This is a genomic window from Neomegalonema perideroedes DSM 15528, from assembly GCF_000374145.1.
Lineage (GTDB): Bacteria > Pseudomonadota > Alphaproteobacteria > Rhodobacterales > Rhodobacteraceae > Neomegalonema > Neomegalonema perideroedes.
Map to the genome: position 1 here is coordinate 592,511 of NZ_KB893654.1, position 13,344 is coordinate 605,854.

At 68.6% G+C, this 13,344-nt stretch carries 11 protein-coding genes and 1 pseudogene; 11 read left to right on the forward strand and 1 reads right to left on the reverse strand.

The features are described from left to right. Positions 1 to 6: 6 nt before the first annotated feature. Positions 7 to 2,220 (forward strand): penicillin-binding protein 1C, encoded by a 2,214-nt coding sequence (gene pbpC / locus B161_RS20055; RefSeq protein WP_018633249.1) that lies wholly within the window; start codon positions 7 to 9, stop codon positions 2,218 to 2,220. A gap of 34 nt (positions 2,221 to 2,254) precedes the next feature. On the opposite strand, the pseudogene B161_RS20245 reads toward pbpC, so the two are convergent. Next, a pseudogene (locus tag B161_RS20245) lies at positions 2,255 to 2,755 on the reverse strand (very short patch repair endonuclease); the annotation flags it as partial. Here B161_RS20245 and B161_RS0109960 point away from each other — a divergent pair. From B161_RS0109960 to tolR, 10 genes are all read left to right on the forward strand, one after another. Then, on the forward strand, positions 2,681 to 3,298 hold the full coding sequence (locus B161_RS0109960; RefSeq protein WP_018633251.1) for an HAD family hydrolase: 618 nt from the start codon (positions 2,681 to 2,683) through the stop codon (positions 3,296 to 3,298). The pseudogene B161_RS20245 and the gene B161_RS0109960 sit on opposite strands and share 75 nt — an antisense overlap. 79 nt (positions 3,299 to 3,377) lie before the next feature. Continuing rightward, the gene (locus B161_RS0109965; RefSeq protein WP_018633252.1) at positions 3,378 to 4,316 is read left to right on the forward strand and encodes a histone deacetylase family protein; all 939 of its coding nucleotides are present in this window, start codon (positions 3,378 to 3,380) and stop codon (positions 4,314 to 4,316) included. Between the two features lie 24 nt (positions 4,317 to 4,340). Further along, the gene (locus tag B161_RS0109970) at positions 4,341 to 4,598 is read left to right on the forward strand and encodes an exodeoxyribonuclease VII small subunit (RefSeq protein ID WP_018633253.1); all 258 of its coding nucleotides are present in this window, start codon (positions 4,341 to 4,343) and stop codon (positions 4,596 to 4,598) included. Continuing rightward, positions 4,595 to 5,521, forward strand: a complete 927-nt coding sequence (locus B161_RS0109975; protein ID WP_018633254.1) for a polyprenyl synthetase family protein — start codon at positions 4,595 to 4,597, stop codon at positions 5,519 to 5,521. Before B161_RS0109970 ends, B161_RS0109975 begins: the two co-directional genes overlap by 4 nt. Positions 5,522 to 5,632: 111 nt before the next feature. Then, the gene (gene dxs, locus B161_RS0109980; protein WP_018633255.1) at positions 5,633 to 7,570 is read left to right on the forward strand and encodes a 1-deoxy-D-xylulose-5-phosphate synthase; all 1,938 of its coding nucleotides are present in this window, start codon (positions 5,633 to 5,635) and stop codon (positions 7,568 to 7,570) included. Positions 7,571 to 7,665: 95 nt separating this feature from the next. After that, a complete protein-coding gene (locus B161_RS18910; protein ID WP_018633256.1) occupies positions 7,666 to 8,193 on the forward strand; it encodes a TerB family tellurite resistance protein in 528 nt (175 codons plus the stop codon). 282 nt (positions 8,194 to 8,475) lie between these two features. Next, positions 8,476 to 11,448, forward strand: a complete 2,973-nt coding sequence (secA, locus tag B161_RS0109990; RefSeq protein WP_026310345.1) for a preprotein translocase subunit SecA — start codon at positions 8,476 to 8,478, stop codon at positions 11,446 to 11,448. A gap of 100 nt (positions 11,449 to 11,548) precedes the next feature. Continuing rightward, positions 11,549 to 12,016, forward strand: coding sequence for a tol-pal system-associated acyl-CoA thioesterase (ybgC, locus tag B161_RS0109995; protein WP_018633258.1), 468 nt, complete (start codon positions 11,549 to 11,551; stop codon positions 12,014 to 12,016). 96 nt (positions 12,017 to 12,112) lie between these two features. Continuing rightward, positions 12,113 to 12,796 (forward strand): protein TolQ, encoded by a 684-nt coding sequence (gene tolQ / locus B161_RS0110000; protein WP_018633259.1) that lies wholly within the window; start codon positions 12,113 to 12,115, stop codon positions 12,794 to 12,796. A 2-nt stretch (positions 12,797 to 12,798) separates the two neighbouring features. Beyond that, complete coding sequence (tolR, locus tag B161_RS0110005; RefSeq protein WP_018633260.1) at positions 12,799 to 13,323, forward strand: protein TolR; 525 nt, start codon at positions 12,799 to 12,801, stop codon at positions 13,321 to 13,323. Positions 13,324 to 13,344 lie beyond the last annotated feature (21 nt).

The window sequence follows — 13,344 nt, forward strand, 5'->3', positions numbered from 1 at the left end:
TCTTCCGTGGCCGACGCCGCCGAACCGACGACCCCGCGCCGCCCTTCCCGGAGGGCGGCGCGGTTTATTCTGACGGCTCTGGCTTCGCTGATCTGCGCGGCGGGGCTGGGGGCGGGGCTCTGGGGCCTCTGGCTCTGGAGCGCCGCGACGCCCGCGCCTATGGCCCGTCTGGAGACGGGATCGGTCGAGATCCTCGACCGCGAGGGCGGCAGGCTCGGGGCCTTCCTCAGCGAGGACGACAAATGGCGCTTCGGCGCCAAGCTCGACGAGGTGGATCCGCTCTTCATCGAGATCCTCAAAGCCTATGAGGACAAGCGCTTCGACGAACATGGCGGCGTGGATCCGCTCGCCTTGGGCCGCGCCCTGCGCCAGATGCTGACCAGCGGACAGGTGGTCTCGGGCGCCTCGACGCTCTCGATGCAGGCGGCGCGTCTGCTGGATCCGGCGCCGCGCTCCTTCGCGAACAAGCTGATCGAGATGAAGCGCGCCCGTCTGCTGGAGCGTCAGCGCGGCAAAGCCGGCGTGCTGGAGATTTATCTCGGCCTCGCGCCCTATGGCGGCAATCTGGAGGGGATCAAGGCGGCCTCATGGGCCTATCTCGGGAAATCCCCCGCGACCCTCACGCCCGCCGAAGCCGCCCTTTTGGCGGCCATTCCGAAAAATCCGAACGCCTATCGCCCGGATCGCCATCCGGCGGCGGCGCGCCGGGCGCGGAATCTGGTGATCGACCGCGCCGAGGCGGCCGGAGCGCTCACCGCCGCCGAAGCCGCCGAGGCCCGCGCCGCCGAAGTTCCGCGTCAGCGCCGCGACGCCGGTCTGGAGGCGCCTCACGCCGCGCGGCGGGCTCTGGCCGAACTCGCCCCCGAGGCGCGTCGGCGGGGCGGCGCCTTCTCCACCGCCATAGATCCCCGGCTTCAGGCGACGGCGCAGGATCTGGCGCGCCGGGCGGCCTTCCGCAGCGATCCCTCGGCTTCGGCGGCGGTTCTGCTGATCCATCGCCCCAGCGCCGAGATCCGCGCCTATGTGGGGGCGGCGGTCCCGGATTCTCTGCGCCGGGCGGGCGCGGTGGACATGCTGCGGGCTTTGCGCTCGCCGGGCTCGGCGCTTAAGCCCTTCGTCTATGGGCTGGCCTTCGACCGGGCCTTGCTGCTGCCGGAGACCATCCTCGACGACCGCGAGACCGATTTCGCAGGCTACGCCCCCCGCAATTTCGACCGGGGATATTCCGGCCAGATGAGCGCCGCCGAGACTCTGCGCCGCTCGCTCAACGTGCCTGCGGTGCGGATTCTGGATCGGCTCGGGCCTGCGGCCTTCGACGGCGCCTTGCGCACGGCGGGGGCGCCTCTGACCTATCCCCTCGGCGACGGCCCGAGTCTGGCTTTGGCTCTGGGCGGGGCGGGGATCAGCCCTTACGACCTCGGACGGCTTTACATGGGCTTCGCCGGAGAGGGCGGCGTCCCGGCGCGGCTGAATCTGCTGGCGGGCGCGACCACGCCGGAGGTCAGGACTCTGCTGACGCCGCTCGCGGCCCAGCGCCTGCGCGACATCCTCGCCACGGCGCCCCGTCCCCGGACGGCTCAGGCCGCGCGCGGCGCGACGACTCCGGCCTCCTTCAAAACCGGCACCTCCTACGGCTATCGCGATTCCTGGGCGGCGGGAGTCTCGGGGGATTACGTGATCGTCGTTTGGGTCGGGCGTCCCGACGGCGCGCCTTGTCCGGGCTGCACCGGCTATAGCGTGGCGGCGCCGACTCTGTTGGACTTAGCGCAGGCTCTGCCGCCGCCGGATCCGACTCTGGCGGTTGCGCATCTGGCCGATCCGGCCATGGCCGTCGGGGCGAAGCTCGCGCCGCATCTGCGCCGCTGGTCCTCGCGCCCGACTCAGAGCCTGCTTCAGCCGCTGAAGAAGCCGCCCGAGATCCTCTTCCCCCGCGATCAGACGACGCTTCTCCTCCCCGAGGGCAAGGCCGCGCCTTTGCGCAGCTCCGGCGGAGAAGGCGCCGTGCGCTGGCTGGTCAACGGGCGCCCTCTGCCGAGCCCGGCCGAGCGCGGCGCGCCGCTCTGGCTGCCCGACGGGCCGGGGACTCATCGTCTGGAGGCGGTGGATTCGCGCGGACGCAGCTCCCGCGCCGAGGTGCTGGTGGTCCGGCCTGCGCCGCCGCGCCGGAGCGCCGCGGTTTCGGAGGCGCCGCCTCCAGAATCTCCGCCAGCCGCGCCCTGAGCGCCGCTTCGTCGCGCAGCCCGCATTCCCAGAAGACTTCGGCGCGCCAGCCTTCGGCGGCGCAGCGCGCGAGGACCGCCGCGTCGCGGGCCTTGTTGCGGGCGATCTTGGCCCGCCAATATTCGGCGTTGGTCTTGGGGGCCCGGGCGCCGCGCGGGCAGTCATGGCCGTGCCAGAAGCAGCCATGGACGAACAAGGCCAGCCCTCTGCCCGGATAAGCGACGTCGGGTTTGCCGGGCGCCCCGGCCCAATGCAGCCGATAGCCCGGCGCGCCGGTCTCGCGCAGGATTCGCCGGAGCTTCATCTCCGGCTTGGTGTCGGCGCCGCGCACGCGCCGCATGATCTCCGAACGCTCCATGCGGGCCATCCTTTCGCGCGGGCTCCGAAAGTCAAGGCGCGGTTTTGACTTTCCCCCGTCGCCCCGATAGACCGGAGAATAAGCCGAAGCGGGAGGGACTCCATGGCGCGCATCGTCGTCTTCGACGTCGGAAACGTTTTGATCTCTTGGGATCCTCACGCGCCTTACCGCGCGCATTTCCCCGACGAGGCCGCCATCGCGGCCTTCCTTGAGGAGATCGGCTTCTACGCCTGGAATCTGGAGAACGACCGGGGCCGTCCCTGGGATCAGGCCGTGGCCGAACTCAGCGCCGAATTTCCCCATCGCGCCGAGCTGATCGCCCTCGCGCATCGGGAATGGGCCTCGACCGTCACCGGCCCCATCGCGGGCACGGTGGAGATTCTGCGGCGGCTCAAGGCGGCGGGCGTTCCGGTCTATGCGATCACCAATTTCTCCCCGGAGAAATGGCGCGAGAGCGTCGCGCGCTTCGACTTCCTGCGCGAGGGCTTCCTCGACGTGGTGGTCTCCGGCGACGAGAAGCTGGTCAAGCCCGATCTCCGGATCTACGAGACCCTGCTCAAGCGCAATGGGCTGAAGGCCGAGGATTGCGTCTTCATCGACGACAGCCTTCCCAACGTCGAGGGCGCGCGGGCGGCGGGGATGAAGGCCATCCATTTTCAAAATCCCGAGGCCCTCGCGCGCGAGCTTCAGGCGCTCGGCTTCGCCGCGGCGGCGGCCTGAGCTCCGCAGGCCGCCGCAGAGATTCGCAGGACGACCACCGAAAAGACGCCGACAAGAGCGTCCGTCAGGGAGACGAACCATGCTTCTCATCACGCATTCCGACTGCCTCGACCATGATCCGGGACCGGGCCACCCCGAATCCCGCGCCCGGCTGCAGACGATCCTCGGCTTGTTCAACCGCTCGGCCTTCGCGGGTCTGGAGCGCGTCGAGGCGCCTTTGGCGACCGACGAGCATCTGCGCCTCGCCCATCCGCAGAGCGTCATCGACCGCCTGACCGCCGAAGAGCCCGCCGAGGGCTGGAGCCGGATCGAAGCCGACACGGTGTTGTCGCCGGGTTCGGTGCGGGCGGGGCGGCGGGCGGCGGGCGCCGCCGTGGAGGGCGTCGAGGCGCTGCTGCGCGGCGAGGCGAAATTCGCCTTCTGCGCCACGCGTCCGCCGGGGCATCACGCCGAGCGCGAGACGCCCATGGGCTTTTGCTTGTTCTCGAATGCGGCCATCGCGGCGCTCCACGCCTTGAATCTGGGTCTGAAGCGCGTGGCGGTGGTGGATTTCGACGTGCATCACGGCAACGGCACTCAGGACGTGCTCAAGGACGAGCCCCGGGCGCTTTACGTCTCGATCCATGAATCGCCGCTTTATCCGCATACCGGCGCCGCGAGCGAAACGGGCGTGGGCAATATCGTCAACGTGCCGATGCCGGGAGAATCCGACGGGGCGGCCTGGCGCGCGGCCTATGAAAGCCGCATCGCTCCGGCTCTGGAGAGCTTCGCGCCCGAATTGGTGATCGTCTCGGCGGGCTTCGACGCCCATCGCCGCGATCCCCTCGCCAGCACGCGGCTCTCCGCCGAGGATTTCGTCTGGATGACGGATCGGCTCTGCGCGGCGGCGCGGCGCAGCGCGCAAGGACGGCTGCTGTCGATCCTCGAAGGCGGTTATGATCTTCAGGCCCTCGCCGAGGCGGCGGGCGCCCATGTGCAGAGATTGATGGAGCAGGAGCTTTGGCCCTGCGAGGCCTGAGCCGGTCACAAAGGAGACGCGCGGATGAGCGTCGCGGATGCGGATCTGGAGAAATTGGGCTTCGAGAAGGCCATGGCCGAGCTTGAAGACATCGTGCGGCGGCTGGAGCGCGGCGACGCGGATCTCGAATCCGCCATCGCGCTTTACGAGCGCGGCGCCTCTCTGCGCCGTCATTGCGAGGCCAAGCTCAAAGCCGCCGAGGCCCGCGTCGAGAAGATCATGCTGGAGGCGGGGGCGCCCGCCGGGCTCGCGCCGCTCGATCCGCAGGGCGGAGGATCGTGAGCCCCGCCGCTCTGTCGCCCGAGGCTCTGGAGGCGCGTCTGGCGGAGGCCGCCGCCGCCGTCGAGGAGACGCTCGACGCGCTTTTGCCTCAGGGCGAGGGGCCGGAATCCCGGCTCTGGGAGGCCATGCGCTACGGGGCGCTCGGGGGCGGCAAGCGCCTGCGGGCCTTCCTCGTGCTGGAATCGGCGGCGCTCTTCGGAGTCTGCGGAACGCGGTCGCGGCGGGTCGCGGCGGCGGCGGAATGCCTGCACGCCTATAGCCTGATCCACGACGACCTCCCGGCCATGGACGACGACGATCTGCGCCGGGGCCGTCCCACCACGCATCGGGCCTTCGACGAGGCGACGGCCATTCTCGCGGGCGACGCGCTGCAAAGCCGCGCCTTCGAGATCCTCGCCGAGGAGGCCACCCATGAGAATCCCTTCACGCGCTGCGAATTGGTGCGCAGCCTCGCGGCGGCGGCGGGGGCGAGGGGCATGGCGGGCGGCCAGATGATCGACATGCAGGCCGAGGCCCGCGCGGCCTCAGGCGAGCCTCTGCGCGATCTGGGCGCCGTGGCCCATCTGCAAAGGCTGAAGACGGGGGCTCTGATCGGCTTCTCCTGCGCGGCGGGGGCGATCCTTGGGGGCGCCGACGCGACGCGGCGTCAGGCTCTGGAGGCCTATGCGCAGGATTTCGGCCTCGCCTTCCAGATCCGCGACGACCTGCTCGACCATGAAGGCGACGAGGCCGAAGCGGGCAAGCGCCTGCATAAGGACGAAGAGGCGGGCAAGGCCACCTTCGTGGATCTGCTCGGTCTGGAGGGGGCGCGCGAGCGGGCCTCCATGCTGGCGGCTCAGGCGGCGGCGCGTCTGGAGTGCTTCGGCCCTGCGGCGGAGGCGCTGAAGGCTGCGGCGCGTTTCGCGGCCCTGCGACGACGTTGACCGCCCGAATCCCGGAGTCTGACCCTGTGGGGCGCTTGTCAGGGCGGGCTTCTGCGCTCATTTTGGGAAAGCCCCCCTCCGCCCTGATCGCCCGATGAGAGGAAAAGCTCGATGAGCCTGCCCCAACGCCCCGAGACTCCGCTCCTCGACCGGGCCGCCACGCCCGACGCGCTCAAGAGCCTGTCCGACGCCCAATTGCGCCAATTGGCGGACGAACTCCGCGCCGAGACCATTTCTGCGGTCTCGGCCACGGGCGGACATCTGGGGGCGGGGCTCGGGGTGGTGGAGCTGACCGTGGCGCTGCACGCGGTCTTCGACGCCCCGCGCGACAAGATCATCTGGGACGTCGGGCATCAGGCCTATCCGCATAAGATCCTCACCGGGCGGCGCGACCGCATCCGCAGCCTGCGTCAGGCCGGGGGGCTTTCGGGCTTCACCAAACGCGCCGAAAGCGATTACGACCCTTTCGGCGCGGCCCATTCCTCGACCTCGATTTCGGCGGGCCTCGGCTTCGCGGCGGCGCGCGATCTGCGCGGCGAGCCGGGCCATGTGATCGCCGTCATCGGCGACGGCGCCATGTCGGCGGGCATGGCCTATGAGGCGATGAACAACGCCGCCGAACTCGGTTCGCGGCTGATCGTGATCCTCAACGACAACAACATGTCCATCGCGCCGCCGGTGGGGGGGATGTCGGCCTATCTGGCGCGGCTCTGGTCGGGCGGGGCCTATAAGTCGGTGCGGGGGATGATCAAGCAGATCGCCAGCCGCCTGCCCAAAGGCGTGCGCGCCCGCGCCAAACGCTTCGAGGAATACGCCAAGGGCATGGCCGTGGGCGGCACGCTCTTCGAGGAGCTGGGCTTTTGCTACATCGGCCCGGTGGACGGGCATAATCTGGATCATCTGCTGCCGGTCCTGCGCAATCTGCGCGATCAGGGCGAAGGTCCGGTGCTGCTCCACGCCGTGACTCAGAAAGGCAAGGGCTATGCTCCCGCCGAGGCCTCGGCGGATAAATATCACGGGGTGGCGCGCTTCAACGTCGTCACCGGCGAGCAGGATAAGGCGAAATCCAACGCCCCGAGCTACACCAGCGTCTTCGCGCAGGGCCTCATCCGCGAGGCCGAGGCGGATCCGCGCGTGGTGGCGATCACGGCGGCCATGCCTTCGGGCACGGGCCTCGATCTTTTCCAGCAGGCTTTTCCGAAGCGGACCTATGACGTGGGCATCGCCGAACAGCACGCCGTGACCTTCGCGGCGGGTCTGGCGGCGGCGGGGATGAAGCCCTTCTGCGCGATCTACTCGACCTTCCTTCAGCGCGGCTACGACCAGATCGTGCATGACGTGGCGATTCAGAGCCTTCCGGTGCGCTTCGCCATCGACCGCGCGGGTCTGGTGGGCGCCGACGGCCCGACCCATGCGGGCAGCTTCGACCTCGCTTATCTGAGCAATCTTCCGGGCTTCGTGGTCATGGCGCCCTCCGACGAGGCGGAGCTGATGCATATGATCCGCACGGCGGCGGAGATCGACGACCGCCCTTCGGCCTTCCGCTATCCGCGCGGCGAGGGCGTGGGCGTGGAGCTTCCGGCCCGCGGCGAGCTTCTGCGCATCGGCGAGGGCAGGGTGGTCCGCGAGGGTTCGCGTCTGGCGATCCTCTCGCTGGGGACGCGGCTTGCGGATTCGCTCAAGGCGGCGGAGCTTCTGGAGGAGCGGGGGATCTCGGTCACAGTGGCCGACGCGCGCTTCGCCAAACCTCTGGACGAAGCCTTGTTGACTCAGCTCGCGCGGCATCATGAGGCCCTTCTGATCGTGGAGGAGGGCGCGGTGGGCGGCTTCGGCTCGCATGTCCTGCAACATCTGAGCGGGGCGGGGCTTCTCGACGGCTCTCTGGCCGTGCGGAGCCTCGTTCTGCCGGATCTCTTCCTCGACCATGACAAGCCGGAGAAGATGCTCGCGGCGGCGGGTCTGGACGCGCAGGGGATTCAGGAAGCGGCTCTGGCGCTGCTCGGGCGGCTTGAGGCGCGCGGCGGGCTTTTGCGGGCCAAGGGGGCGTAAGATCAGGGGAATTTCGCCCTGAGCCCGCTCCTGCGTCTGGATTTTCCTCAACTTATGATGTATGGCTGTCCGCCTTTCGCGAGAGGAGGCGGGCCATGGGATTCTTGCTGGCGGTTCTGGGCGCGATGGGCGCCGTGGGCTTCTGGATGTGGCGCGCCCGCGACGCGGCCGCGGGCGCCAAGGCGGCGGCGGACCTCGCGGGCGACGCGGCTTCGGCTTTGCGGCGCTTCGGCTTCCGGCGCAAGGCGGGGGTGAATCCGCTCGACGTCGAGGAGGATCCGCGCCTCGCGGCCATGGCGGCGATGGCCAGCATGGCGCGCATGGACGGCGAGCGCAGCGCGGCTCAGACGGCGGTTCTGACCGCCGCCGCCAAAGACCTCTTTCAGGTTCCGCAGGACGAGGCCCGCGACATGGCGGCTTACGGCTTCTGGCTTTCGGCCAACGCCGAGCCTGAAGAGGCCCTGCGCCGTCTGGACCGCAATCTGGCGCGCAGCCTCGGCCCGAAGGAATGGGCGGAGCTGATTTCGGCGATGCGGGCGGCGGGTTCGGCCGAAGGGCCTCTGAGCGAGCGCCAGACCGAGGCTCTGACGCGGATCGAGCGGGCGCATTCGGCGCCGACCTGAAGCCCCCGGCCCTCGCCCTGAGGCGCTCCCCCTCGCCGGATGCGCCGCCCGAGGTCGCGTTGACATCCCCGCATCCCGCGCTTATCTGTCTCCCGCCGCCGCGCGCCGGTCTCCCGGTCGGCGCGAGGCTTCGGCCTGTCGGAAGACGGGCTTCACATCCCCGAGGACGCTGGGCTCCGGAGCATCCGCCCCGACGCCTGCCCGACGCCTGAAGGGCCCGCGGCGCAGTCGCCCGCCACTCGGTTTTCGGGGGCGCCTCCGCGCGCAGAAAGGCGAAAGATCATGCTAGGGTTCGGCGCGATATCCCGCGCGTTTTTCGGCAGCCGCAACGCGAGGAAAGTCAAGCGTTTGCAGGGAACGGTCCAGAAGATCAACGCGCTGGAGCCGCAATACGCCGCCCTTTCGGACGACGCGCTCCGCGCCTTGACCCCCGCCTTCCGCGAGCGGATCGCCAAGGGCGAGACCCTCGACCAGCTTCTGCCCGAGGCCTTCGCCGCCGTGCGCGAGGCCTCCAAGCGCGTTCTGGGCCTGCGGCCTTTCGACGTGCAGCTCATCGGCGGCGCGATCCTGCATCAGGGCAAGATCCCCGAGATGCGCACCGGCGAGGGCAAGACCCTCGTGGCCACCCTGCCGGTCTATCTGAACGCCCTTGAAGGCAAGGGCGTGCATGTGGTGACGGTCAACGACTACCTCGCCCGCCGCGACTCCGAATGGATGGGCCAGCTTTACCGCTTCATGGGCCTGACGACCGGCGTGATCCTCCACGGCATGGACGACGACCAGCGCCGCGTCGCCTACGCCGCGGACGTCACCTACGCCACCAACAACGAGCTCGGCTTCGATTATCTGCGCGACAATATGAAATACAGCGTGGCGGAGATGGTCCAGCGCGGCCATCGCTACGCCATCGTCGACGAAGTGGACTCGATCCTCATCGACGAGGCCCGCACGCCGCTGATCATCTCCGGCCCGGCCGAGGATTCCAGCGGCCTCTATCTGGCCGTGGACGCCCTGATTCCGCAGCTCGGCGATGAGGCTTATAAGATCGACGAGAAGGCCCGCAGCGTCGTCCTCACCGAAGAGGGCAACGAGGCTCTGGAGCAGGCGTCCAAGGCCGCCGGGCTGATGAAGGGCGCGACGCTCTACGATCCCGAGAACATTTCTCTGGTCCATCACCTGAATCAGGCTTTGCGGGCGCATAAGCTCTTCACCCGCGACAAGGAATACATCGTCCGCGACGACAAGGTGATCATCATCGATGAATTCACCGGCCGCATGATGGACGGACGCCGCTATTCCGAGGGCCTGCATCAGGCCATCGAGGCCAAAGAGCGCGTGACCATCCAGCCGGAGAACCACACGCTCGCCTCGATCACCTTCCAGAATTACTTCCGCCTCTACCATAAGCTCGGCGGCATGACCGGCACGGCCATGACCGAAGCCGGCGAATTCCTCGAAATCTACGGCCTCGACGTCGTGGAGGTGCCGACCAACCGCCCCGTCCGCCGCAAGGACGACGACGACGAGGTTTACCGCACCGATCTCGAAAAATACGAGGCCATCGTCGAGGAGATCGAGAAGGCCCGCGCCCTCGGCCAGCCGACGCTGGTCGGCACGACCTCCATCGAGAAATCCGAGGTGCTGGCCGAGATCCTCCGGGGCAAGGGCTACCGGGTCAAGGACTACACCGATCCCGACGCCTTCAAGGCCCTCTACGACGGCGACCGCTCTTCGCCGGACGACAAGGTCTTCGCCATCCTCAACGCGCGCTTCCACGAGCAGGAGGCGCAGATCGTGGCTCAGGCGGGCGTGCCGGGGGCGGTGACCATCGCCACCAACATGGCGGGCCGCGGCACCGACATCCAGCTTGGCGGCAACGCCGAGATGCGCATCCAGCATGAACTGGCGGGCGTGCCCGAAGGCGCCGAGCGCACGCGCCGCGAGGCCGAGATCAAAGCCGAGGTGGAGCGCCTCAAGAAGCTGGCTCTGGACGCGGGCGGGCTCTTCGTGCTCGGCACCGAGCGCCATGAAAGCCGCCGCATCGACAATCAGCTGCGCGGCCGTTCGGGCCGTCAGGGCGATCCGGGGCGCTCGAAGTTCTTCCTCTCGCTTCAGGACGACCTGATGCGCATCTTCGGCTCCGACCGCATGGAGAACATGCTGACGAAGCTGGGGCTTCAGGACGGCGAGGCCATCACCCATCCTTGGGTGAACAAGGCCATCGAACGGGCTCAGGGCAAGGTCGAGGCGCGCAACTTCGACATCCGCAAGAATCTGCTGAAGTTCGACGACGTGATGAACGACCAGCGCAAGGCGATCTTCGCCCAGCGCCGCGAGATCATGGACGCCGACGACCTCTCCGAGACCGCGCAGGACATGCGCGAGGCCCTCGTGGAGGATCTGGTGACCGCGCATATCCCTGCGGGCGGCTACGCCGATCAATGGGACGTCAAGGGCCTCGCCGCCGAGCTGAAGGACTATTTCGGCGCCGATTTCCCGGTGGAGGCCTGGGCCGCCGAGGAGGGCGTGGCCGACGAGGAGATCCGCGAGCGTCTGCTCAAGGCCGTGGACGAGCTGGCGGCCGAGAAGACCGCCCGCATCAGCCCCGAGATCATGCGCGCTCAGGAGAAGAACGTCATCCTCTCGGCCATCGACGAGGAATGGCGCGAGCATCTCGTGCGTCTGGATTATCTGCGTCAGGTGATCGGCCTGCGCGGCTACGCCCAGAAAGACCCGCTCAACGAATATAAATCCGAGGCTTTCGGACTCTTCGACGGCCTGCTGACCCGCCTGCGCGGGGCCTCCACCAAGCGCCTCATGCGCATGGACGAGATCCTCGAACGCCAGAAGCGCAGCTATGTGATGCTGTTCTTCCAGAGCGAAGAGGGGCAGCGCCGCATTCAGGAGCAGATCGCCGCCCACGGACTGAACGAGTCGGGCGAGGTGGAGGTCGAGATTCCGACCCCCTACGGCCCGACCATGGTGCGTCTGCGGGCCGGAGAGCCGGGCGCGGGCGCCCGCGGCGCTGCGCCGCAGCGTCTGGGCGGATCGGGCTATGGCGGGGCGGGCCTCGGCATGAGCGCGGCGGCCTCCCGGGTGACCGCGGCGGCCGCGGATCTGCGGGCGGAGGGGGCCGACGGAGACGTCGCCCTCGCGCCCATCGACCCCGAGCGCCTGAAGAACGTCGGGCGCAACGACGCTTGCCCCTGCGGCTCCGGTCTGCGATTCAAACATTGTCACGGCAAGCTGACTTGATTTTCCGCCCCGCCCCTGTGTAAGCAGCGCGAGGCTGGAAAGCTTGCGCCTGAGGCTGTCGCCTGAGGCTTGCGCCTCTGGGGGCGGACAGGAGATCGAGTTGGACGAAGCCGACCGGATCGGGGGCGGATTCCATGCGGGGAGGCATCGCCTTCCCCTGCGGGTCTATTACGAGGACACCGACGCGGGAGGCGTGGTCTACCACGCCTCCTATCTGCGTTTCTTCGAGCGAGGCCGCTCGGAGGCGCTGCGTCTGCTCGGGGTGGACCAGATGGAGCTGCTGCGCGACGAGGGCCTGCTCTTCGTGGTGCGCCGCATCGAAATCGATTATCTCACTCCCGGAAGGCTCGACGATCTTCTGCATGTGGAGACCGCGGTCCTGCGCGTCGGAGGCGCCAGCCTCGAGATGCTGCAGGAGGCGCGCCGGGGCGAATCGACCTTGGCGCGGGCGCGGGTGATCTGCGTGGGGGTGGACCGGAGCGGCCGGGCTTCGCGTCTTCCCCTCTCCTTACGGAGCAAGATCTTCGCGGGCTTTCCTGCGCTGACGGATGAGCCGGATCCGTCTTAATCGTATTTTAGCCAAAATCGCCGCACAGAAATCGTAGCGGCGCCTCCTTCCCGCACGGCGCGCCGACGCCGGCGATCACAGAAAAGGACGAATGTGATGTCGGAGCCTCATCTCGATTTCTCAGTGATGGCGCTGTTCTGGCAGGCGCACTGGGTGGTCAAGGTCGTCGTCATCCTGCTTCTGCTGGCTTCTTTCTGGTCTTGGGCGATCATCATTCAGAAGCTCTTGGGCCTCCGTTCGGTGCGCGTGCAGTCGGCGAATTTCGAAAAGATCGTGTGGTCCGGCCAATCTCTGGACGACATCTACGACAAGGTCGGCAAGGCGCCCGCCAATCCCATGGAGCGCATCTTCTCCACCGGGATGAACGAATGGCGCCGCAGCTTCGAGGGCGGGACGCTGGTGCCCGGCTCGCGCGACCGCCTGTCCCTCTCGATGGACGTCGCCATCGACCGCGAGGTCGAGCGGCAGGAGAAGGGGCTGACCTTCCTCGCCACGGTGGGCTCGATCTCGCCTTTCGTGGGCCTCTTCGGCACGGTCTGGGGCATCAAGAACAGCTTCGAATCCATCGCGGTCTCTCAGAACACCAATCTCTCCGTGGTGGCGCCCGGCATCGCCGAGGCCCTCGGCGCGACGGCTCTGGGCCTCTTCGCGGCCATTCCGGCCACGGTGGGCTTCAACTATTTCTCGGGGCAGATCGGCAAGTTCAGCCGCCGCATCGAGCAGTTCGCCGACCGCTTCACCGGTCTTCTCTCCACTGAATTCGACCGCCGGGGAGTCTGAGCATGGGCGCTTCCCTGAAAGCCGCCCCCTCGGGGGGCGGAGGCCGGAGGCGGCGCGGCGGAGGCCGCGGCGCGCCCATGTCCGAGATCAACGTCACGCCCTTCGTGGACGTGATGCTCGTGCTGCTGATCGTGTTCATGGTGGCGGCGCCTCTGCTGACGGTGGGCGTGCCGGTGCAATTGCCGAAGACCGCCGCCGCGCCGATGGAATCGGCGCGTCAGGATCCGATCACCATCAACGTGGACGCCTCCGGCGCCGTCTTCCTGCAAGGCGAGCCGGTGAGCCGCGAGGATCTGCCGACCCAGCTGATGGCGGTGGTCGAGGAGCGCGGCGATCAGGAGCGCATCTTCCTGCGCGCCGATCAGGGCGTTCCCTACGGAGACGTCATGACGGTCATGGGCGAGCTGAACGCCCGCGGCCTTCGCAACATCGGGCTTGTGACCGATCCGGGCTCGGCGACCGCCGCCGCGCCGCGCCCTGCGGGCGGATCGGCCGCGGCCCCGGCCGCAGCGGAGGCCACGCCATGACGGCCGGGTCTTCGCGCGGTC